Raw genomic sequence first — 21,450 nt, forward strand, 5'->3', positions numbered from 1 at the left:
AGGCCCCGCCGACCGATTGCAAGCGGTCGGCGGGGCCATTGCGGCTCTTGACAGCGGATTGGGTCATATGAGCGAAAGACGCCATGCACCCGGAGCGCGCATCATGCGCAACACGATCATCGTTGCATTGGAGCAAATGGTCAGCGCCACTGCGATGCCGCAGCCCAGCGCCTCCATATGCAACACAGCGACAAAGATGATATCCAGCACCACGTTAACAAGGCAGCCAGAGGCAATGATCACGGCGGGCCCGCGCGTGTCGCCCACGGCACGCAGCAGTGCGGTTCCCATATTCAGCAGCAGTGCCGCAACCATCGCGGCAAAATAACAGCGAGCATAGGCCACACCCTCGGCCAATAGTTCATGCGGCGTGTTCATAAGCACCAGCATGGGTTCAACGAACACTATGCCAAGAATCGAGAAAACGATACCGCCCACCAGTGCGAGCGTCATGGCTGTATGGATCGAACGACTCAGTCGCTCATCATCGTGCTGGCCAAAATACTGACCGGTAATGACCGCGCAGCCGGCGCCAACGCCAACGCAAAAGCCAATGCAGAGCTCGGTGAGGACCATCGTGGCCTGAATGCCGCCCAGCGCGAGCTTGCCGCCAAACTGGCCAACGATATACGTACCGATAAGCGTGTAGGCCTGCTGAAAAAACGAACTAAAAAAGATGGGAACGCACAGCGACAGCAATTGCTGCCAAATGACACCTTGCGTTACATCGATCGCCGTAGATTTCTTAGCCACACGCCCTCCCCACACGCATACGTCAAACAGCAAAACAGCAATTTAAAACCAAAGCCAAATCCAGCTTAGCACCGACTAGCGGCGACCGAAACACCCCGAATTAGAGCACAGTGCGGAATAACTGCCTAGTGATACAAACCCGGCTGGTAGTGATACTCATTGCTCACGTGCGGGCACAGCTGCCAAAAGGCGACGGCGCTCGCCGCGGCCACGTTAAGCGAATCGACCCCGTGCGCCATCGGAATGCGCACCGCGTGGTCACAGCCGGCAATGGTCTTGGCGCCCAAGCCGGCACCCTCGGTACCCATAAAGATTGCCAAGCGGTCAATCTCCTGCAGCACGGGATCGTCCAGCGATACGGAATCGTCCGTCAACGCCATAGCGGCACACGAAAAACCGGCATCGTGCAACGCGCTCAGACCATCATGCGGCCACACACGAGCCTCGCTGCCAATACGCGTCCACGGCACCTGAAACACGGTGCCCATGCTCACGCGGGCCGAGCGACGGTACAGCGGGTCGCAGCACGTCGGGCTGACCAAAATACCGTCAACGTTCAATGCGGCAGCCGAGCGGAAAATAGCGCCAACATTGGTGTGATCGACAATACTCTCAAGCACGCACACACGCACCGGACGATCCCCCGCCGCCTCGACGACACCGCCCAAGAACTCATCAACCGGAATCTGACGCGGGCGACGGAACGCCGCGAGCGCACCACGCGTCACGTTAAAGCCCGTCAACTGCTCCATGAGCTCCATGGAGGCCACGAACACGGGAACCAGACCCGCTCCCTCGCGCACGACAAGCTGGTCAAACAGCGGCATCATCTGGTCGAGCCAGCGCTCGCCCAAAAGAAAGCTCACCGGCTCATATCCGGCGCGAACCGCACGCTCGATGACCTTGGCACTCTCAGCGATAAAAATGCCCTTCTGCGGCTCCAGCACGCAGCGAAGCTCACGCTCGGTCAGTCGCACGTAGGCATCGAGCCGCTCGTCCTCGAGCGAATCAATTCGCAGAACCTCAACGGCATCAGTCATAGCAGCCAGCCCGCACCCTTCTTTACAGCACATCTATACCAAACGAGGCGACGCTAAGCGCCGCCCCATGCATTCAATCAACCCGATGATACCGTTCACGCCAGACGATTTACGCCTCGATGCGACGATACGTCACGAACTCATAATCGACGCCCTCGTCACCCTCACCGGCGGCAATCGTCGCGACCCCGCTACGCTGCGCAATCTCCCACGCAGGATCGGCTTCCAAATCGGGAAAGTACGTATCCACGACATGGACGCAGTGGTTATGCGTGACCTCGGCCTCGACGCAATACGGCAAAAAATGCCGATAGACATCGCCGCCACCGATCACCCAGGCAACGGGCTCATCGGCAACCGCGGCGAGCGCCTCGTCGATACTATGCACCACGTCGACGCCCTCGGGGGCAAAGCTCTCGTCGCGGGTGAGCACGATATTGCGGCGGTTCTTGAGCGGACGCCCGCCGGGAAAACTCAGCAGGGTCTTGCGTCCCATGATAACCGGGCAGCCCTTGGTGCAGGCCACAAAATGGCGCATATCGGCGCGATTGGACACCACCATGTCGCCCTCGCACCCAATGCCCCAATCGTCACACACGGCGACGATAGCAGATAGCTTACACGTCATGAGCACCACCTACACCGCAATGGGAATGTTCTTGACCTGCGGGCCGTGCTCATAGCCCTCGACGATCAGGTCATCGGTCGTAAACGCATAGAAGTCATGCACATCGGGGTTGAGCGTTACCTTGGGTGCCGCAAACTGCGGACGCTCGATAAGCTCGCGGACGATATCGACATGACGATCATAGATATGGGCGTCGGCGATCACGTGCAGCAGCTCACCGGGAATCATATCGACCGACTGCGCGACCATCATCAGCAAAATGGCGTACTGGCACACGTTCCAGTTGTTCGCGGCCAAAATGTCCTGGCTGCGCTGGTTGAGAATCATGTTGAGCGTCGGCTTGTCGTCCTGAGGACGCTGCGTCACGTTATAGGTCACGCTATAGGCGCACGGATAAAGGTGCATCTCGGACAGATCGCTAAACACGTACGTATTGGTCATAATGCGGCGACTATACGGCGTGTGCTTAAGGTCGTACAGCACACGGTCCATCTGGTCGAAGTCGCCCTCGGCGTAATGGCTCTTCTGACCAATCTGATAGCCGTAGGCTTTACCGATGGAACCGGTCTCATCGGCCCACTCATCCCAGATATGGCTGTTGAGATCATGCACGTTATTGGACTTCTTTTGATAGATCCACAGAATCTCGTCCATGGCAGACTTAAGCGCCGTACGACGCAGGGTGAGCGCGGGGAACTCCACGCGCAGATCATAGCGCGCCGTGACACCAAAGTTTTTAATGGTATAGGCAGGGGTGCCGTCCTCCCACACCGGACGGACCTTTTGGCCCTCGGTGGTGGTGCCATGATCCAAGATATCGCGGCACATGGTTACAAACTGCTGATCAGCTTTGCTCATTGACCCTCCTGTCAGTCGCCTATAAGCGAGATTTATTGTAGCCCAGGCGCGCGAGTGTCGAATTGGACACTTAGTCCGGCACACGCAATGCACGGCAGCGCGGCTCCGCAAGCGGCAACGAGGCATCTTAGCCTTTTTCTGACATATGCCAGAAATGCCTTGCGCCCAACGACTAACGCGTTATCCTATTGTTGACATATGTCAGATAAGGAGTGTGCATGGCAGGAAGACGCGAAAAACTGCGCCGCGTCGGGATCATCCCCGAATACCGCGGCTTCACCCCCGATGGCCTGGCCAGCGGTGATGCCATCGACATGACCGTCGACGAGCTTGAGGTGCTGCGCCTGTGCGACCTGGAAGGTCTCAACCAAGAGGCGGTCGCCCAGCAGATGGGCATCGCCCGTGCAACGGTGGCGGCCATTTGCAGCCGCGCGCATCGCAAGGTGGCCGATGCGCTGGTCAACGGACGAGCGCTCGTCATCGAGGGCGGCAATATCGCGTACTCCCCCATCGCCTCGACGACGGCCGCATGGCCAGCAAAGGAGGTCGGCACCATGAGGGTGGCAACGACGTACGACAACGGCAACATCTTTATGCACTTTGGCCGCAGCGAGCAGTTCAAGATCTACGACATTCAGGACGGCAAGGTGCTCAACGAGCAGGTCGTGGGCACCGGCGGCACCGGCCACGGCGCCCTGGCGGGCCTGCTCGCCAACGGCGGTGTGGACACGCTCATCTGCGGCGGCATCGGCGGTGGCGCCATCAACGCGCTTGCCCAAGCCGGCATCACGGTATACGCAGGTGCCCAGGGCAGCTGCGACGCTTGCGTCGAAGCCCTTATTGCCGGCACGCTCGCACAGAACGGCGAGGCCACATGCGGCTGCCACGGCCATGACCACGGCCACGCCCACGAACACGGCGAGTCCTGCAGCTGCCACGACCATCACGAGCACGAGGGCCACGAGGGCTGTGGCTGCCACTAACGGCACGACACCGCGAGCTCGGGGCGCGACGCTGAACGCAACCCAACAATCAAAGCCAACAACAAAGGCCACCCGGTAGCTTCCGAGTGGCCTTTGCCATATCAAACTGGAATTAGAGCTCTATTTCTTATTACGCATCTGCGCTTCCATCTGGCGCAGCAGGTCCATATCGGACTTGGGGCCGCCCGTTCCCAGGCCGCCCATGCCGCCCAGCCCCATGGCATCCAGACCGGGAATATTGGGCATGCGCATCTTTTTGCCCTTCTTACCCTTCTTGCCCTTCTTGCCGCCGGCCTGCGCCTGATTGGCCATCGTGCGCATGCGGCCCATCATCTTGTTCATCTCGCCCCACTGCTTCATAAGGCTATTGACCTCGGTGGGGGTCACGCCGGCGCCCTTGGCAATGCGGGCACGGCGCTGACCGTTGATGATGGAGGGGCGAAGGCGCTCCTCCTTGGTCATCGACATGATGATGGCCTCGTTCTTGTCGAAGATGCCCTCGTCCAGGTTGCCGCCCATCTGGTTGAGCGCACGCTGGCCGCCGGGGAGCATGCCCAGGATGCCCTTCATGCCGCCCATCTTCTTGACGGCCTTCATCTGGTCGAGCATGTCATTCATGGTGAAGCCCTCGCGCAGCATGCGCTCGGCAGCCTCGAGCTGCTCGGCGTCGGCCGCCTCCTGGGCCTTCTCAATAATGCCGACAACGTCGCCCATACCCAGAATGCGCTTGGCCATACGATCGGGATAGAACGGCTCCAGCGAATCGGGCTTCTCGCCCATGCTCACGAACTTGATGGGCTTACCGGTCACCTGGCGCACGGAAAGCGCGCCGCCGCCACGGGCATCGCCGTCGAGCTTGGAGATGATCACTCCGTCAAAGTCGGTGCGCTCGGCAAAGGTCGAGACGACGTTGACGATATCCTGGCCGGTCATGGCATCGACGACCATCAGCACCTGATCGGGCTTAACGGCCTTCTTGATGTCCACGGCCTCCTGCATCATCTGCTCATCGATCTGAAGACGTCCGGCGGTATCGACGATGACCACGTCGCGCAGGTGGTCGACGGCCTCCTGGATGGCGCCCTTGGCGATATCGACCGGGTGCGCACCGTCGCCGCGGAAGACCGGTACGCCGATCTCGCCACCGAGCGTGGCCAGCTGGTCGGCAGCAGCGGGACGGTAGACGTCGCACGCGGCGAGCAACGGCGAGCGACCCTGCTTCTTGAGCAGGTAGGCCAGCTTTACGGCAGCCGTGGTCTTACCGGAGCCCTGCAGGCCCACGAGCATGATGACATTGGGAATACGGTTGCTAAAGACGAGCTTGCTCTCGGTGGAGCCGAGCATCTCGGTAAGCTCGTCGAGCACGATCTTGACGACGTTTTGCGCCGGAGAGAGCGACTCCATGACCTCTGCGGTCATGCAGCGCTCCTTAGTCTTGGCGACGAACTCCTTGACAACCTTAAAGTTAACGTCGGCCTCGAGCAGCGCCATGCGAATATCGCGCATGGCCGAAGTAATATCGGCCTCGGTCAGCTTGCCCTTGCCGCGCAGGCGGTCAAATGTGTCGTTGAGGCGATCGCTCAGGGAATCAAACACTAGTCACTCCTTAATTGGACTCGCCCACCAGGGCGCGGCAGAAATCTTTGGCATTGAACTCCTGCAGGTCATCGACCTGCTCGCCCACGCCGATGCGCAGGATCGGGAGCTTGAGCTTCTCGGCCACGGCCATGGCGATGCCGCCCTTAGCCGTGCCGTCGAGCTTAGTCATGATAATACCGTCCAGGCCCAGCGCCTCGTTAAACTCGAGCGCCTGGTTCAGACCGTTTTGGCCCGTCGCGGCGTCGATCACAAGCACGACCGAAACCGGCATGGGACCGGCGGCCATATTGGCGGCGCGCTTACGGGTCACATTGACCACCTTGGCAAGCTCGCGCATGAGCTCAGGGCTCGTGTGTAGACGGCCGGCGGTATCGATAAGCACCAGGTCGCTGCCGCGCTTGTCGGCCTCGTCGAGCACGTCGTAGCAAACACTTGCCGGGTCGGAGCCGCGGTCGCGCTTGATGACGGGGACGCCAGCGCGCTGGCCCCACACATCAAGCTGCTCGATGGCGGCGGCGCGGAAGGTGTCGGCCGAACCGATCACCACGTTCTTGCCGCGGGCAGCCATGGCGCTCGCGATCTTACCGACCGTCGTGGTCTTGCCGGCACCGTTAATGCCCACAAACAGCACGCAGCTCGGCGTATCGGAGAACGGATCTCGCTCGATGGGCACAAAGTGCTGCTCAAGCTGCTCGGCCAGGGCGCGGCGAAGCTGCGGAGCGGTCTTGAGGTTCTTCTTGGCCGCGGCATCGCGCAGGTCATCGGAGACCTTGATAGCGACCTCGGCGCCCATGTCACCCATTACGAGGGTGTCCTCCAGGTCCTCCCAAAAATCCTCGTCGACCTCACCGCCAAAGTAGAAGACCTCGTTGAGGGCCTCGCGGCTGCGCTCAAGTCCGCGCGAGAGAGCATCGAAGAATCCCATTATGCATTCACGACCTTTCCGGTTTCGCGATCGAGTTTTTGCGAGACGACGCGACTGACGCCGTCGGCTTGCATCGAGACGCCATAGAGGACGTCAGCGTCCTCCATAGTACGGCGCTGATGCGAGATAACCAAGAGCTGCGTATCGGAACGCAGCACATCGAGGGCTCCGATGAGCTTGGACAGGTTAGCGTCATCAAGCGCCGCCTCGACCTCGTCCAGCACATAGAACGGCACCGTGCGCGTGCGGTACACGGCAAAGAGCAGGGCGAGCGCCGTCAGGCTCTTCTCGCCGCCCGACATGAGCATCATCTTGGTGATGCGCTTGCCGCGCGGTTGCGCCACGACCTCGATACCCGTCTCGGCAGGATGCTCGGGATCGGTCATCTCCAGATGCGCCTGACCGCCCGGGAAGAGCATGGCGAAGATCTCGCGGAAGTTCGCATCGACCTTCTCAAAGGTAACTAGGAAGGCCTTACGCATCTTGCGGTCGATAGCCACGGTTATCTTGGTGAGCGCCTTGCGCGCGCTCTCCAGATCGGCCAGCTGCTCCTCGATGTAGTCGGCGCGGCGCTTAAGCTGCTCGTACTCCTCCATGGCAACCTGGTTCACGGGGCCCAGATTGTTGATCTGACGCACGAGCTGGTTGAGCTCGCGCTCGGCGGCATCGCGGTCCGTGGGCGCCGGAAGCATGAGCGCTTCCTCGAGTACCGTGGTGCCATCGGCGGTAATGGCCTTAATGGCGGCCTCTACCTGCACCTCGAGCTTGCCACGTGCGACCTTGAACTCGTTTTGCGTGGCGGAGGCGGTATCGACCCGCTCCTTAGCGCGGGCAACCTCTGCCTTGGCATCCTCGATGGTCCTCTTGAGCGAAGCGGAGTCCGCCTCTTCCAGAGAGGCCTGGTCACGCAGGCGCGCTGCCCAATCCGACGCGCGCTCCAGCAGGGCCGAATAACGCTCGTGCATGGGGTCAACGCGCAGGCGCAGCAGCTCGAGCGAGCGCGAAGCCTGGCGAGTTCCGCGGATACGACGATCGATGCCCTCCAGGCGATGCTCCAGGTCGGGCACGCGGCCCTTCAGCGAACGCAGGCGTTCGCTCGTCTGGGCTAGGCGAACCTTGGCGTCGGCGAGCTTACCGGCGGCCTCGGAATCGTCACGGCGAACGCGGTCGAGTTCGTCGTTGGCCTCGGCAATCTGGAGACCCAGGTCGCTTGCCTGCGCACGGGCCTCGTCGCGCGAACGGGTGAGCTCGTCAACGCGCGGGCGCGCAGCGCGAACGGCTTCGGAGGCCAGCTCGCGGCGCTTGGAGATGCGCACGCGCTCGACCTCGGCATTGTTGGCGCTTTGCTCCAAGCGGCCGATCTCGGAGAGCAACGAGCGGCGCTCGCCCTCAAGACGGGCGATCTCGCCGGCGGCATCGCCCTCAGCGGCACGCGCTTCCTCAACGGCCGCATTGGCCTCGACGACCTGATCCGACACATGCTCAAACACGGCAGCCAGATCGGGCTCCAGGCCCTCGAGCTCACGGATGCGGCGCTTGCGCTCCAAGGCACCCGAAGCCTCGCCGGCATCGAGCCCCACACGCACCAGGCCGCCACAGCACACGCGGGCACCATCAGGGGTCACATAGGTCACGCCATCCACAACCGGTGCCGCCAACGCGGTAGCCAAGTCATCGACCACGTAATAGCCGCCGAGCAGAGCTTCGACAACAGGACCGTAGCCCGCACGGACGGACAGGCGATCAACCAGACGAGAGCCGGCAGCGCCCTTGGCGGCAACACCGCCGCTCACGCCGCGCGCCACCAGCAGTGCCTCGCCCGAGGCCTTCTTCTGGTCCAGGGCTGCACGCCCGGCGCGCTGAAGCGCATCAGCGTCATCAAACAACAGGGCATCGATATCGCCGGCGAGCAATTGCTCAACCAGGCCCTCAAGCTCGCGCGGGGCCTCGAGCACGTCGCCCAGACGACCCGAGACATCGTCGCCCAGCGCACCCACCAGACGGCTCACGAGCGGCGAGCTGTCGGCCATGCGGGCATCAAGCTTCTTTTGGCTGGCAAGCTCTGAGCGCACCTCGGACAGCTTGTTGCGCGCCTCGCTCTCGCGGGCACGCAAGTCCTTCAGGGCCGCACGGGCGACCTCGGCGGCCTCACGCGCATCGACCTGGTCCTGGCGCGCCTCCTCAAGAGCGCCCTCAAGCTCCTCGGCGCGGTCGCGACGGCTCTCGAGCGAGGCCGTGACCTCCTCGAGCTGTTCATCGATCTGCTCCAGGCGCGAGGCATACATGTTGTCCTCGACCTCGGCGTTGCTCAGTGAGTCCTTCACCTTGGCGAGCTCGAGCGCGGCGTTATCGGCCACGCGCTGCACATCGCGCTGCTCGCGCGTAAGCTGCGAAATTTGATTGTCGAGCGCCCCGCGCCGCACGTGGAGCTCAGCGGCGGCAGGACCAGCGGCGTCAACGTCCTCCTGGGCCTGCATGTGCGCACCGGTCACTTCCTCAAGCTGCGCACGCGCGTCCTCGAGCTCCTCGACCACGCGACGACGCTGATGATCGGAGCTCGAAATCTGGCCGCGCATGTCAGACAGGCGCGACACCATGTTGTGGCCCTTTTCCTCAAGCAGACGCATGTCGGAGTTAATGCGGCCGACCACATCTTGCATATGACGACGCTGCTCGCCAAGATCGCCCACAAACAGGCCCTTTTCCTCGAGCATAACCTGAAGCTTCTCGAGCTCGCGTTCTTTTTCGCCCAAGCGGTACTGCGCAAGCTCCAGCTCGGCAGCGCCCTCTTTGGAGCGGCTCTCCAGGTCGTTCCACTGCGACTGCAGCGAACGCAGCTCGTCGACGGCCAGCATCTGCGTAAGCTCGTTCGTGCGCGAGGACAGCTCTTTGTACTTGCGCGCACGATCGACCTGACGCTCCAGCGGTCGCAGCTGACGGGCGATTTCCTTATTGATGTCGCGGGCACGCATCAGGTGCTCGTCCATCGACTTAATCTTTTTGAGCGCACGCTCCTTGCGGCGCTTGTGCTTGGATATGCCGGCGGCCTCCTCGATGAGGGCGCGGCGCTCCTCGGGGCGGCTCTGCAAAATGGCGTCGAGCTTGCCCTGGCTGATGATGGAATGCGTATCCTTGCCCAGGCCCGAATCGTGCAGGATATCCTGAATGTCCATCAGGCGGCACGGACTCGAGTTGATGAGGTACTCGCTTTCGCCCGAGCGATACATGCGACGAGTGATAGCGACCTCGTCAAAATCGACGGGCAACATATGGTCCGAGTTATCGAGCACCAGTGTGACCTCAGCGACACCCACCGGCTTGCGCGCTGACGAGCCCGAGAAGATGACATCCTCCATGGCCTGGCCGCGCAACTGCTTGGCGCTCTGCTCGCCCAGGACCCACAGGATGGAGTCGGAGATGTTCGATTTTCCCGAGCCGTTGGGACCGACGATGACGGTCAGGCCCGGCTCAAACGTCATATGGGCGCGGTCGGCAAACGACTTGAACCCTTTGAGCGTGAGGGACTTGAGATACACGGTTCCTCGCTTACACGTGCTTCTTATTCAGAATCACGCCGTTGGTGGTGTAACCCATGCGGTCGAGCGCTTCGAGCGCGGCGGCTCCCTCGGCTTCCTTCTTTGAGGAGCCGGAGCCGCGACCCTGACGAATACCATCGATCAACACCACGGCGGTAAAGGTGGGCGCATGCGCCGGGCCCTCGGAGCCAACGAGCTTATACGCCGGGGGCTCGTGACCGTCGGCTTGCACGCACTCCTGCAAAAACGACTTGGGGTTCGCAGGATGCTCGGCACGCTCGGAAGCCAAATGCGGCTTAAGCGTACGGTGAATGAACTCCGCCGCCGCATCCCAGCCGGCATCCAGGTACAGCGCGCCCACGAGCGACTCATAGACGTTCTCGAGCGCCGAATGCAGGCCGCGCGCACCGGTACCGGTCTCGGAGGCACCAAAGATGATGATGTCGTCAATGCCCAGCTCGTGAGAAACCTCGGACAGCGTGGCGCCCGAGACAAGCGACACCTTCAGGCGCGTGAGCTTGCCCTCGTCAAACTCCGGATAGGACTCAAACAGGGAGCGTGCGACCACAGCGCCCAAAATGGAATCGCCCAAGAACTCAAGGCGCTCATAGCTGGCAGAAACCGGCTGGCCCTCGACTGCCGAGGGATGCGTAAGCGCCGCGCGCAGCAGCACCTTATTGTTGAACTCGTGGCCCAAGATTTCCTGGGCGCGCGTAAGTCGTTCGGATAAAGCCAAGACTTAGGCCTCCTTGGCAGCTTCGATAGCGTCGACGGCGTCGGCGACAGAGTTGAGCGAGAGCAGGGTCTCGTCATCGATCTCGAGGTTGAACTCGTCCTCGATAGCCGTAACCAGCTGCAGGCGCTCGAGCGAGTTGGCATCGAGGTCGTCAAAGGTGGTCTCCTCGCTAATTTCGGCAACATCGACGCCCAGAACGTCAGCAGCGACCTCGGCGATCTTGTCGAAGATTTCGGAGCGGTCCATAGCGCTTCCTCTCATAGTGCATGAATACCAAAAGAATGGTACCGCCCGGGCGGTACCAAGACACGGTTCTGATTCTACCCCACGACGTGCGCCGCGAAGCACATAACAGCGCCCTAACTCGCTCTTATAAAACGATACCGTCCATGGAGTTGGCGACATTCTCGACCAGCCCGGCGCGCACGGCTTCGGCCGCCGCGAGCGTACCGTTTTTAACAGCCTCGACCGAGGTGGCGCCATGGCCGATCAGGACCACGCCGCGCAGGCCCAAAAGAATCGCGCCGCCCTTGGCGTCGCCTGAGAGCTTGGCCTTAATCTCGCGCATCTGCTTTTTGATGAGAAGCGCGGCAATCTTGGTGCCGAGCGAAGACATAAAGACACCCTTGAGCTCCTGCAGCAAAAACTTGGCAGCGCCCTCGGTGGCCTTGAGCGCAATATTGCCCGACATACCATCGGCAACGACGACATCGAAGTTACCCGAGGTGATGTCCGTTCCCTCGCAGTTACCAACAAAGCCGGGAACGGCGGCTTTCATGGCCGGGAAGCAGGCCTTGGTAAAGTTGGAGCCCTTCTCGTCCTCGGTGCCGTTGGCAAGCAGGCCCACGCGGGGATGCTCGATGCCCAGGACGACGCGGGCATAGGCGCTACCCATCTGAGCAAAACGCACCATATCGTCAACCTCGACATCGGGGTTGGCACCCATGTCGCACAGCACCGTCAGACCGCCGGCGCGATTGGGCAGCGCATTGGTCAGACAGGGGCGCACCGGCTGCTTCTTGCCTTCGGCCTGATACCTAAACGGCGTCACGTAGGCTGTGGCAGCGGCCGTCATGGCGCCGGTGGAGCCGGCAGAGAAGAACGCATCCGCGTTGCCCTTCTTAATGGCGCGGCAAGAAAGCACGATCGACGACTTACGCTTGGTCATCACGGCGCGAATGGGATCGTCATCCATGGCGATAACGTCGGGCGCCTCAAGGGCCTCAACACGTGCGTGGGAAGCTGCAAAGGGATTGACGATTTCGGCGGGACCAGCTGCCAAGACCTCGATATCGGGATCGGCGGCAAGCGCAGCCTCGATACCATCGAGAACAACCTGAGGTTTCTCGTCTCCGCCCACAACGTCTACACAAACGCGAACGTTACTCATATACATACTCCTTATACAAAAATGGCCGACTCATTGAGCCGGCCATTGTGGTTCCATTTGGAACGGCATCGCATCCAGAGTATACCGTTACTCGGTAACGATAACCTCGCGGTCCTTGTAGAAACCGCAGCTGGGGCACACGTGGTGCGGAAGCTTGACAGCGCCGCAACGGGGGCACGTGGACTGAGCCGCAGCCGAGATCTTCATGTTGGCGGAACGACGGGTGTGAGTGCGGATACGACCCTGCTTTTGTTTAGGTACGGGCATAGTGACCTTCCTTATGAACTATCCAGTGTGGCGATTACGCGCAAGTAGCGATACTACCACAGTTTTACTCATCGAGCTTGAGATTCTTCAATGCTGCAAATGGATTTTCCGTGGCCTCGGCCCATTCGACCTCGGCTTGGGCAGCACAATCGCATTGCTCGACGTTGAGATTGCACCCGCAAGTGGGGCACAGACCGCGGCAATCGGGCTTGCAGAGCACCACAAACGGCGTGTCCATGACGACCGCGTCGTTGATGGGCTCTCCCAGATCGACGATGCGATCCTCGCCCAGGAGCTCGTAGCCGTCTTCGTAGGCCTCGGGATCCTCGGGCTCCTCAAAGAGATAAAACTCCTCGATCTCGCCGGCGATATCAAACGAGGCGGGCTCCAGGCAACGGTCGCACTCGCCGGTGGCGTGCGCGCGAACCATGCCCGTGAGCAAGACACCGGTACCGGCATTGGTAAAGACAACGTCGTAGTCGATGCCGTCCTGTAGCTGGTACTCCTTCTCGCCCACCGTGTAGGTGGCGACATCGACCTTACCGGTCAGCGGATACGAATCTCCAGGAAACTCGAGCTGCTCGGAAAGATCGACGGTAACGCTCGGGAACTCAGCCATTACCACTGACCATTCTGCTGGGCGGCACCCTCGTTGAGCTGCTGACGGCAACGGGTAACGGTGCCGGTCAGGCTCTTGAGGTTCTCCTCCAGGTGCGTAAAGACCTGCTCTGCGTAGTCCTCGGCAGCATAACGCGTCTCGCGCTCGTACTGCTGGGCACGATCGCGGATGTCGTCGGCCTGCTGCTGCGCAAGGCGGACGATCTCCTGCTCACCGGCAATGGTGAGGGCCTGCTGCTGAGCGTCAGCGATGATGGAATCGGCCTGAGCGGCGGCGGAAGCCATGAGCTCCTCGCGCTCCTTAAGGATACGGCGGGACTTCTGCCACTCCTCGGGATAGCTCATGCGGATCTCGTCGAGGATGTTGAAGAACACGTCGGCGTCGATGACCTTGAACTGAGCGTTCTTGCCGAAAGGCGGCTTGGCTTCCTCGATCAGCCCTTCGAGCTCATCGACCAAGCTGACGATCCTATCGCCAGGAAAATTCTCGCCCGGCATCCGGTCTCCTTTCATAGGTAACATATCATCGTGCTAGTTTACCACATGCCACCAGGCAATAAGAAACGTCACGAAAAGCGATGTTTGAGCGCTTCGACCACGTTGGACGGGACAAACGTCGACACGTCACTACCGAGCGAGGCGATCTGGCGAACAACCGAGCTCGAGATATAGCCGTACTGCGGCGCGCTCATGACAAAGATGGACTCCAGCTCGTTATCCAAGCGATAGTTGAGGTCGGCCTGCTGCAGCTCATACTCAAAGTCGGTCATGGCGCGCAGGCCCTTGACCACGGCCCCCGCCCCCTGCTCACGAGCGAAGTCGACCAAGAGGCCGGTAAAGGGCAGGACCTCAACGCCGTCGATATCACCGAGCGCCTCGCGGGCCAGCGCCACGCGCTCATCGAGCGTAAACGTGGTGCCCACACCGTTTTTACCCTGCGACTCGGCAACAGCGACGATCACGCTGGGAAAGATGCGGCGGGCGCGGCGGATCACATCGATATGGCCAAACGTGATGGGATCAAAGGTGCCCGGGACGATCACGCGATTGATGGTGTCACTCATGAGCATCCTCCTGAAACGTCGTGGCATCGTTGTTGTCAGCATCGGTGCCGGCGCTATCGCCCTCACCATCGTCATCGCCGACCCAACGAAGCAGGTCGACCGAGGTAATGCCGTAGCGCTTCTCACGTACAGTCTCAAAGCCTGCCGGATGCGCGCCCGCATCGGCGGCGGCGTGCTCAAACAGGGCATAAGCGCCAGGTGCAAGTAAACCCTGCTGAGCCAGGTTCTGCAGCAGTTCCTCGACCGGCTCGGCACCAAAAGCATAGGGCGGGTCGAGCAGGACCAGATCAAAGGGGCCGCCCGGCACGCGGCCGCGCGAGGCGCTCGCCAGCACGTCACCCGTCACCACGCGCCAGCGCGCACGGTCACGGCAGAGCGACTCGATATTCTTGGTAATGAGCCGCGCGGCGTTGCGATCGATCTCGAACGTGGTGAGCGAGCGGGCCCCACGAGAGAGCATCTCTAACCCTAAGGTACCGGAGCCGCCAAAGGCGTCCAGCACACGGACCTCGTCCAAATCGAAATCGAATGCCGACATGACCATAGATGCGCACGCCTCGCGTACGCGATCAGTCGTGGGGCGGGTGACATCGCGACCACGGGGCTCCTCGATCTTACGACCGCGCCATTCGCCGCCGATGATTCTCATCCTCCGCTGACCTCCTTAAAGATATGTCGATAACGCATGGCGACCGCGTCGCGCAAGGGACGCGTCGCCACAGAGTCAAGGTTGCAAGCATACCGCAAGAGCTCGAGCGCGTCCAAATGGGCCCACTCGATCAATTCCTCGTCGGCATCCAGGTCGACAAAGCGCAAGGTCACACCGCCATGCTGACGGTACCCCAGGATTTCGCCCTCGTGGCGCAGACGCAGGTCCATCTGGGCGAGCGTAAAGCCATCCGAGGTTTTTTCGAGCGATTGCAGACGATCTTGCGCCGCCGATGCGCCGCCGTTGCCCTTGGAGTGCGTCATGACCAGGCACGTGCCCGACACGCCGCCACGGCCCACGCGGCCGCGCAGCTGGTGCAGGGCCGCCAAGCCAAAGCGCTCGCCGTTCTCGATGACCATGACGGTGGCGTTGGGCACGTCAACGCCCACCTCGACCACCGTAGTCGAGACGAGCACGTCAATCTCGCCACGCTTGAAGGCATCGATAACCTGGTCCTTCTCCCCCGCTGGCATGCGGCCGTGGAGGCGCTCGATAGTGAGACCCGGCAGCGCCAGACGCAGGCGGTCGAGCTCGGTCGCCGTATCATGCAGCGGCACGGGGGCCGTCACACGGCCCTCCTCGTCGCGGGCGATACCGGGCACGTCCTCCAACTCATCGGCCGAGTCACTCGGCTCCACGAGCGGGCAAATCACGTAGGCCTGCTGACCCTTTTCATGCGCCTCGCGGATGGCGCCATAGGCGAGGTCGCGGCTCGACTCGGTGAGCACGCGTGTCGACACGCCAGCGCCAGGGACGGGCCGATGGCGGATGATGCTCGTATCCAGATCGCCGTAGACCGAAAGCGCCAGCGTACGCGGGATGGGCGTTGCCGTCATAACGAGCAGATCGGCACCGGGGCCCTTCGCGCGTAGGGCGTTGCGCTGGCCAACGCCAAAGCGGTGCTGCTCGTCGATGACAACAAGCGACAGATGCTTGAACGCAACGTTATACGAAAGCACCGCATGGGTGCCAAAGAGCACGTCAAGCTCGCCCGATTCCAGCTGGGCATGGATGCGCTCGCGCTCTGCGGCCGGCGTGGCGCCCGTCAGAAGCGCCCAGGACATGCCGGCCTGCGAGAGCAGAGGGCCGGTCTTATCGGCATATTGGCGCGCCAGCACGCCCGTGGGCGCCATAACGCAGGCCTGCGTGCCGCTATCGGCAGCCACAGCCAGCGCGCAGGCGGCAACGGCGGTCTTACCGGTACCGACATCGCCCAGCAGCAGACGGTTCATCACGCGCCCGCCATCGCACATGTCATGCAGGATGTCTTGGAATGCGGCCTCCTGCTCGTCGCTCAGCGAAAACGGAAGGGCCTGTTTAAGCGCGCCCAGATGCTCGCCCGCGGTGTGGGCATAGGGCACCACATCGACCAGGCCGCCGTCGTTGCGCAGACGCAGCGCCAGCTGCAGGTAGAGGCACTCCTCGTAGGCAAGACGCCGGCGTGCGATGTCGCGCTCAGCCATGCTCGAGGGAAGGTGGATCGAACGCAACGCGCGGGCATTGCTCATGAGCTTCCGCTTTGCGCGCAGCGGCGCGGGAATCGGATCGAACGGATTGCCGACGACCTCGAGCGCGCCGCTTACGATGCGGCGCATCCACGCCTGGCTCACGCCATCGCTCACGTAATGGACCGGCAGAATGGTGCCTGCGGCGCGCCCGTCCTCGAGCTTTTCAAAGTGGGGCGAGGCCATCTGCTTAAAACCGTAGGCAAACTCGACCTTGCCCATCACGGCCAGGCGGTCGCCCTGCTTAAGCTGCTGGGCAATCCAGGGCTGGCGGAAAAAGGCGACCTGTAGCACGCCCGTCTCGTCAACAAGTGAGACCTCGGTCACCTGCATGCGCGGGCGCGGCTGCTTTTGGACAATACGGTCGACCGTGGCGATGATGGTGCACACGGTACCGATGGACGCCATCTCGATGGACCACGAACGGGTAAAGTCGAGGTATCGATGAGGGATATGGAGAAGGAGGTCCCCCACCGTCCGAATTCCCAGACGGCGAAGGGCCTCCTCACGTTTACCCGAAACATATTTGAGTCGCGCGATATCCTCGTCGAGCGCATTGCTCTGGGCAAAGCGCTCCGAGACGCGCGGCACGGAGCACAGCTCGGACATGGGCAGTTGCCTACTCGATCGAGAAGATCACGGGATAGAGCGGCTGCTCGCCACGATGGGCGTCAATCTCCAGATCGGGCTGAGCCTCCTCGATAGCGTCGACGATCTCCTGGAAGGCCTCATCGGACAGCTCCTCGCCAGCCAGAATCGTCAGCGCGTCGCCTTCCTCTTCCTCCTGCATGCGGTTGATGCAATCGAGCGTGACCTGTTTCACGTCGGAGCCGACCACATCGATGGAGCCGGCAATGATGCCCATGACGTCACCGGAGTGAATCGGAGAGCCGTCGGAGGCGCTGGAGTCGCGCACGGCGCGGGTGACCTCGCCATCGCGGACCTCGCTGATGGCGTCGACCATGGCGGCGACGGCGTCCTCGAGCTCGGAATCGGGCAGGACCGCGAACAGCGCGGAGAACGCCTGTGGGACGGTCTTGGTGGGAACGACGGCAACCTTCTTGTCCGTGCAGGCAGAAGCGGCAGCCTCGGCAGCCATGCGGATGTTGCCGTTGTTGGGCAGAATGATGACCGAGGTCGCGTTGACCTGGTCCACCGCGCCCAGCAGGTCGGCAGTCGAGGGGTTCATGGTCTGGCCACCCGAGACGATCACGTCGACGCCAAGGGACTTGAGGATGTCGGCCTCGCCGGAACCGGCGGCAACGGCGACAAAGCCCAGCGCCTTGGCGGGCTCGGCGACCTTTTCCTGGTCCTCGTGAATCTTGGCGGTACGGTCGTGGGCCTCCATCTCCATGTTGTGGATAAAGACCTCGTAGATCTGACCAAGCTGCAGCATGTGCTCGAGCACCAGGTTGGGGGTGTTGGAGTGCACATGGATCTTGTAGTCGGGATAGGCGCCCACGAGTAGCTCACAGTCGCCCATGGAACCCAGGAACTTAAGGCACTCGTCCTCGTCAAACGGGGCGTCGGCCTTAAACAGGAACTCGTTGCAGTAGCGGAACTCCGAGCCCTCCCAATCGTCGTTGGCCTCGATCTCAACGCGACCAAGGGCCGCGTCGCGGGCAGAGCCAGCGGAATCAAACGTGGCGGAGAAATCCTCGACAACGGTGCTGCGGCCAAGCGCGGCGGCAACAAAGTTCTCAAGGAAAATAGCAAAGCCGAAGGCGCCGGAGTCAACCACGCCGTTCTCCTTCAGAACGGGCAGCAGGTCGGGCGTGCGAGCGACGGACTGGTAGGCCTCGACGACGATGGCGTCGAGCGCATCCTCGGCCGAGAACTTCTTCTTCTCGCACTCGTCTGCCTTGGTCGAGACATCGCGCAGGACCGTGAGGATCGTGCCCTCGATGGGCTTGCGGACAGCCTGGAAGGCAACCTTGACGGCGCGACGGAAGGCGAAGGCGATGTTGGCAGCCGTAATAGGCTCATCGGCAGAGACGAGGCCCTCGGCCACACCGCGCAGAATCTGCGAGGTGATGACGCCGGAGTTGCCGCGGGCACCCATCAGGGAGCCGTGGGTGATGGCGCCGGCGATGGCTTCCATGTCGGCGTCGGCAGGAAGAGCAGAAAGCTCCTTGGTCACCGAGGCGAGCGTGAGCGACATGTTGGTGCCGGTATCGCCATCGGGTACGGGGAAGACGTTGAGCTTGTTGATCTCCTCGGCCTTGTCGGAAACGGCAGCCGCAGCGATCGGAAAACAGGTGCGAATGGTCTTTGCAATCATGGGTATTTGAATCTCCGTTTTCGGATGCTAGTTCAGACGGCTCTTGAGCGCGTCGATATGGATGCCGATCTTAAGGCTGGCGGGATCGATCTGGGCGATCTCCTGCAGGGTAAAGGCAACGGAGCTCGAAAGATTGTGGCAGACGGACTTCATGTTGACGCCGTTCTCGAGCACGACGTGAAGATCGACCGTAAGGCCGTTCTCGTCGGCGGAGACAAGCACGCCCTTGCGGAGGCGCTGACCGGCAAGCAGGCGCACGCTCTCGGCGCCCTGGAGCTGCTCAGCCATACCGACAACGCCATAGCACGTCATCGCGGCATAACCGGCAATATCGGCAATAACGTCGTTCGAGACGCTCAGGCTGCCGTTAATGGTCTCAGACACAAGAATCTCCTTTTCTTGGTGCTCGCGGCACCATGTCGTGGGAGCAATCATTGCAATATTCTACAACGACCGCGCCATGTTGAGGTGGCGGGCCTCGGGATTACATCCTCGACACGAAATGTTGATACGGTAACGTTCGTGAACGGCGATCGCGGCATGAAAAAACCCGCCGCATAAGCGACGGGTTTTACAACCTGGCTCCCCGGGTAGGACTCGAACCTACAACAGCGCGGTTAACAGCCGCGTGCTCTACCATTGAGCTACCGAGGAATAGGTGCGTGCTCTCAAGCAACAAAGTTTATTATACGGACGAATCAGCTCAGGGCAAGAACTTTTTTAAGAAATTTTCCGACCTAATCATTGGGGACGTTCTTAAACGACTAGTCATTCAAGAACGTCCAACGACTACATGAAAGCGCCCCCAAGCGGATGTGCTTGAGGGCGCCTCTTGCTTGACTAGCTTTCGATATAGTCTTTGAGCTTGCTGCTGCGGCTCGGGTGGCGGAGCTTGGCCAGGGTCTTGGACTCGATCTGGCGGATGCGCTCGCGCGTGACGCCAAACTCGCGGCCGACTTCCTCGAGCGTACGGGGATGTCCGTCGACAAGGCCAAAGCGCAGCTCGATAACCTTGCGCTCACGATCGGCAAGCGAGTCGAGCACCTGGGTGAGCTGCTCCTGCAGCATGGAGAAGCTGGCCGCATCGGGCGGAACGATGGCCTGGGAGTCCTCGATGAAGTCACCCAGCTGGGAATCCTCTTCCTCGCCGATGGGGGTCTCGAGCGACACGGGCTCCTGCGAGATCTTCTGGATCTCGCGGACGCGGTCGGCGCTCATGTCCATCTCGGCACCGATCTCTTCGGGGGTCGGGTCGCGGCCCAGGTCCTGAAGGAGCTGACGCTGCACGCGGACGAGTTTGTTGATAGTCTCGACCATGTGCACGGGAATACGGATGGTACGGGCCTGGTCGGCGATAGCGCGCGTAATGGCCTGACGGATCCACCACGTGGCGTACGTGGAGAACTTAAAGCCCTTCTGGTAGTCGAACTTCTCGACGGCGCGGATCAGACCGAGGTTGCCCTCCTGAATCAGGTCGAGGAACAGCATGCCGCGACCGACATAGCGCTTGGCGATGGAGACGACCAGACGAAGGTTTGCGCTGATGAGCGCCTGCTTGGCTTCGAGGCCCACGTTCTCAATGCGCGTAAGACGACGCATCTCGGCACGCGTGAGTTCGAGCTCACCAGCATCGGCAGCCTCGAGCTTCTCGGTAGCCTCGAGACCGGCCTCGATCTTCATAGCCAGATCGACCTCTTCGGAGGCGGTCAACAGGTCGACCTTGCCGATCTCCTTGAGGTACATACGGACCGGGTCGCCGGTCAGCATCACCGTGGAGGCATCGATGCCACGCACGCGGGAGCGTGAACGGGACGTGCGCACGGTGCGCTTCTTCTTGTTCTTGGAAGAACCCATCTCGGCGTCGGCCTGACGGGCCATCTTGAGCTCGTGATCGTCGAGCGAGCCGGAATCGTGCTCGTCGTCGTCATCGAAATCGTCGGTATCGGTATCGGTATCGGTATCGGTATCGTCATCGTCGACACCCATGGGGGCGTCGTCGTTACCGCTCGCGGAGATAATCTGGATGCCGCTGTTGCGCAGCGCGGAATACACCGCGGTGAGCTGCTCGTCAGAAACATCGATATCCTTCAGGGCGACCTGAATCTCGTCCTCGGTTACCGAAGTCCTGTTTGAGCCGTTGCCCATGAGCTTTGCAACGTAGGATTCCAGCCCAGTACCCGTGCTCTCAGTCTTTTTTGGCACAGATTCTCCCTTCATAGTCCACAGGACTCAATACTTTAGCACACACATTGACGTCTATACCCAAAAAGAAGACTGGATATAGGCGAGAATACGCTGGCCTTGATTATCGACTTTATCCGAACACCTCCCACATTCATCCGCACATGTGCGGATGAATGTGGGAACCCGATACCCTGAGGGCCGGGCCGGCCGGCCCCGGGAGATCGGAGGACGGTATGTCCGGAAAGAAGAAAAGGGGCTCCGCGAGGGCGGTCCCGAGGTCCTACGGAAGGCTCACGAGGCACGAGCGGGACACGGTCCAGAGGATGCTGGAGCGCAGGGCGTCGTGCAGGGAGATCGCGAGGGAGCTGGGCAGG

At 61.4% G+C, this 21,450-nt stretch carries 20 protein-coding genes and 1 tRNA gene; 1 reads left to right on the forward strand and 20 read right to left on the reverse strand.

Annotation, left to right across the window (positions count from 1 at the left end; all coding sequences use genetic code 11):
• Positions 1 to 63: 63 nt before the first annotated feature.
• From ACESUZ_RS09000 to thyA, 4 genes are all read right to left on the reverse strand, one after another.
• Entirely contained in the window at positions 64 to 753 is a 690-nt protein-coding gene (locus tag ACESUZ_RS09000) for an MATE family efflux transporter (protein ID WP_373199693.1), read from the reverse strand.
• Between the two features lie 125 nt (positions 754 to 878).
• Positions 879 to 1,793 carry a TrmH family RNA methyltransferase gene (locus tag ACESUZ_RS09005; RefSeq protein ID WP_373199695.1) on the reverse strand — a complete coding sequence of 305 codons (915 nt, stop codon included), beginning with the start codon at positions 1,791 to 1,793 and terminating at the stop codon, positions 879 to 881.
• A 109-nt stretch (positions 1,794 to 1,902) separates the two neighbouring features.
• Positions 1,903 to 2,421 carry a dihydrofolate reductase gene (locus tag ACESUZ_RS09010; RefSeq protein ID WP_138374836.1) on the reverse strand — a complete coding sequence of 173 codons (519 nt, stop codon included), beginning with the start codon at positions 2,419 to 2,421 and terminating at the stop codon, positions 1,903 to 1,905.
• Between the two features lie 9 nt (positions 2,422 to 2,430).
• A complete protein-coding gene (gene thyA / locus ACESUZ_RS09015) occupies positions 2,431 to 3,279 on the reverse strand; it encodes a thymidylate synthase (RefSeq protein ID WP_373199697.1) in 849 nt (282 codons plus the stop codon).
• A 218-nt stretch (positions 3,280 to 3,497) separates the two neighbouring features.
• Here thyA and ACESUZ_RS09020 point away from each other — a divergent pair, with 218 nt between their 5' ends.
• The gene (locus ACESUZ_RS09020; protein WP_225093514.1) at positions 3,498 to 4,262 is read left to right on the forward strand and encodes a DUF134 domain-containing protein; all 765 of its coding nucleotides are present in this window, start codon (positions 3,498 to 3,500) and stop codon (positions 4,260 to 4,262) included.
• Positions 4,263 to 4,382: 120 nt separating this feature from the next.
• Here ACESUZ_RS09020 and ffh read toward each other — a convergent pair whose 3' ends face one another.
• The 16 genes from ffh to rpoD all read right to left on the reverse strand — a co-directional run bounded on the left by ffh (position 4,383) and on the right by rpoD (position 21,094).
• Positions 4,383 to 5,858 (reverse strand): signal recognition particle protein, encoded by a 1,476-nt coding sequence (ffh, locus tag ACESUZ_RS09025; protein WP_035138144.1) that lies wholly within the window; start codon positions 5,856 to 5,858, stop codon positions 4,383 to 4,385.
• Between the two features lie 10 nt (positions 5,859 to 5,868).
• On the reverse strand, positions 5,869 to 6,786 hold the full coding sequence (gene ftsY, locus ACESUZ_RS09030; RefSeq protein ID WP_055286404.1) for a signal recognition particle-docking protein FtsY: 918 nt from the start codon (positions 6,784 to 6,786) through the stop codon (positions 5,869 to 5,871).
• The gene (gene smc / locus ACESUZ_RS09035; RefSeq protein ID WP_373199700.1) at positions 6,786 to 10,322 is read right to left on the reverse strand and encodes a chromosome segregation protein SMC; all 3,537 of its coding nucleotides are present in this window, start codon (positions 10,320 to 10,322) and stop codon (positions 6,786 to 6,788) included. Before smc ends, ftsY begins: the two co-directional genes overlap by 1 nt.
• 10 nt (positions 10,323 to 10,332) lie before the next feature.
• Positions 10,333 to 11,058 (reverse strand): ribonuclease III, encoded by a 726-nt coding sequence (gene rnc / locus ACESUZ_RS09040; protein ID WP_117716046.1) that lies wholly within the window; start codon positions 11,056 to 11,058, stop codon positions 10,333 to 10,335.
• Between the two features lie 3 nt (positions 11,059 to 11,061).
• On the reverse strand, positions 11,062 to 11,304 hold the full coding sequence (locus ACESUZ_RS09045; protein WP_055286398.1) for an acyl carrier protein: 243 nt from the start codon (positions 11,302 to 11,304) through the stop codon (positions 11,062 to 11,064).
• 124 nt (positions 11,305 to 11,428) lie between these two features.
• Complete coding sequence (gene plsX / locus ACESUZ_RS09050; protein WP_195234545.1) at positions 11,429 to 12,448, reverse strand: phosphate acyltransferase PlsX; 1,020 nt, start codon at positions 12,446 to 12,448, stop codon at positions 11,429 to 11,431.
• Between the two features lie 87 nt (positions 12,449 to 12,535).
• On the reverse strand, positions 12,536 to 12,715 hold the full coding sequence (gene rpmF / locus ACESUZ_RS09055) for a 50S ribosomal protein L32 (protein ID WP_022094017.1): 180 nt from the start codon (positions 12,713 to 12,715) through the stop codon (positions 12,536 to 12,538).
• 64 nt (positions 12,716 to 12,779) lie between these two features.
• The gene (locus ACESUZ_RS09060) at positions 12,780 to 13,334 is read right to left on the reverse strand and encodes a YceD family protein (protein WP_373199702.1); all 555 of its coding nucleotides are present in this window, start codon (positions 13,332 to 13,334) and stop codon (positions 12,780 to 12,782) included.
• Positions 13,334 to 13,831 carry an ATP synthase subunit B family protein gene (locus tag ACESUZ_RS09065; RefSeq protein ID WP_040358176.1) on the reverse strand — a complete coding sequence of 166 codons (498 nt, stop codon included), beginning with the start codon at positions 13,829 to 13,831 and terminating at the stop codon, positions 13,334 to 13,336. Before ACESUZ_RS09065 ends, ACESUZ_RS09060 begins: the two co-directional genes overlap by 1 nt.
• Before the next feature lie 68 nt (positions 13,832 to 13,899).
• Positions 13,900 to 14,397 carry a pantetheine-phosphate adenylyltransferase gene (coaD, locus tag ACESUZ_RS09070; protein WP_118225804.1) on the reverse strand — a complete coding sequence of 166 codons (498 nt, stop codon included), beginning with the start codon at positions 14,395 to 14,397 and terminating at the stop codon, positions 13,900 to 13,902.
• A complete protein-coding gene (gene rsmD / locus ACESUZ_RS09075) occupies positions 14,390 to 15,046 on the reverse strand; it encodes a 16S rRNA (guanine(966)-N(2))-methyltransferase RsmD (protein WP_373199704.1) in 657 nt (218 codons plus the stop codon). The genes coaD and rsmD overlap by 8 nt, the downstream gene beginning before the upstream one ends.
• Complete coding sequence (locus ACESUZ_RS09080; protein ID WP_373199706.1) at positions 15,043 to 17,220, reverse strand: ATP-dependent DNA helicase RecG; 2,178 nt, start codon at positions 17,218 to 17,220, stop codon at positions 15,043 to 15,045. Before ACESUZ_RS09080 ends, rsmD begins: the two co-directional genes overlap by 4 nt.
• Before the next feature lie 10 nt (positions 17,221 to 17,230).
• The gene (gene fakA / locus ACESUZ_RS09085; RefSeq protein WP_373199708.1) at positions 17,231 to 18,892 is read right to left on the reverse strand and encodes a DAK2 domain-containing protein; all 1,662 of its coding nucleotides are present in this window, start codon (positions 18,890 to 18,892) and stop codon (positions 17,231 to 17,233) included.
• 27 nt (positions 18,893 to 18,919) lie between these two features.
• Positions 18,920 to 19,276, reverse strand: a complete 357-nt coding sequence (locus ACESUZ_RS09090; protein WP_022093773.1) for an Asp23/Gls24 family envelope stress response protein — start codon at positions 19,274 to 19,276, stop codon at positions 18,920 to 18,922.
• 195 nt (positions 19,277 to 19,471) lie between these two features.
• Positions 19,472 to 19,546, reverse strand: a tRNA-Asn gene (locus ACESUZ_RS09095).
• A gap of 186 nt (positions 19,547 to 19,732) precedes the next feature.
• Positions 19,733 to 21,094: an RNA polymerase sigma factor RpoD gene (rpoD, locus tag ACESUZ_RS09100; RefSeq protein WP_195520470.1), complete on the reverse strand. Its 1,362-nt coding sequence runs from the start codon at positions 21,092 to 21,094 to the stop codon at positions 19,733 to 19,735.
• Between the last annotated feature and the right edge of the window lie 356 nt (positions 21,095 to 21,450).

The sequence above is a fragment of the Collinsella aerofaciens ATCC 25986 genome (genome assembly GCF_964239575.1).
Lineage (GTDB): Bacteria > Actinomycetota > Coriobacteriia > Coriobacteriales > Coriobacteriaceae > Collinsella > Collinsella aerofaciens_BQ.

Bases quoted from the DNA above. Each gene is read 5' to 3' on its own strand.
- ACESUZ_RS09005 (WP_373199695.1), bottom strand. From the start codon at position 1,793: ATGACTGATGCCGTTGAGGTTCTGCGAATTGATTCGCTCGAGGACGAG.
- ACESUZ_RS09010 (WP_138374836.1), bottom strand. From the start codon at position 2,421: ATGACGTGTAAGCTATCTGCTATCGTCGCCGTGTGTGACGATTGGGGC.
- thyA (WP_373199697.1), bottom strand. From the start codon at position 3,279: ATGAGCAAAGCTGATCAGCAGTTTGTAACCATGTGCCGCGATATCTTG.
- ACESUZ_RS09020 (WP_225093514.1), top strand. From the start codon at position 3,498: ATGGCAGGAAGACGCGAAAAACTGCGCCGCGTCGGGATCATCCCCGAA.
- ftsY (WP_055286404.1), bottom strand. From the start codon at position 6,786: ATGGGATTCTTCGATGCTCTCTCGCGCGGACTTGAGCGCAGCCGCGAG.
- ACESUZ_RS09045 (WP_055286398.1), bottom strand. From the start codon at position 11,304: ATGGACCGCTCCGAAATCTTCGACAAGATCGCCGAGGTCGCTGCTGAC.
- plsX (WP_195234545.1), bottom strand. From the start codon at position 12,448: ATGAGTAACGTTCGCGTTTGTGTAGACGTTGTGGGCGGAGACGAGAAA.
- rpmF (WP_022094017.1), bottom strand. From the start codon at position 12,715: ATGCCCGTACCTAAACAAAAGCAGGGTCGTATCCGCACTCACACCCGT.
- ACESUZ_RS09060 (WP_373199702.1), bottom strand. From the start codon at position 13,334: ATGGCTGAGTTCCCGAGCGTTACCGTCGATCTTTCCGAGCAGCTCGAG.
- ACESUZ_RS09065 (WP_040358176.1), bottom strand. From the start codon at position 13,831: ATGCCGGGCGAGAATTTTCCTGGCGATAGGATCGTCAGCTTGGTCGAT.
- coaD (WP_118225804.1), bottom strand. From the start codon at position 14,397: ATGAGTGACACCATCAATCGCGTGATCGTCCCGGGCACCTTTGATCCC.
- rsmD (WP_373199704.1), bottom strand. From the start codon at position 15,046: ATGAGAATCATCGGCGGCGAATGGCGCGGTCGTAAGATCGAGGAGCCC.
- ACESUZ_RS09080 (WP_373199706.1), bottom strand. From the start codon at position 17,220: ATGTCCGAGCTGTGCTCCGTGCCGCGCGTCTCGGAGCGCTTTGCCCAG.
- fakA (WP_373199708.1), bottom strand. From the start codon at position 18,892: ATGATTGCAAAGACCATTCGCACCTGTTTTCCGATCGCTGCGGCTGCC.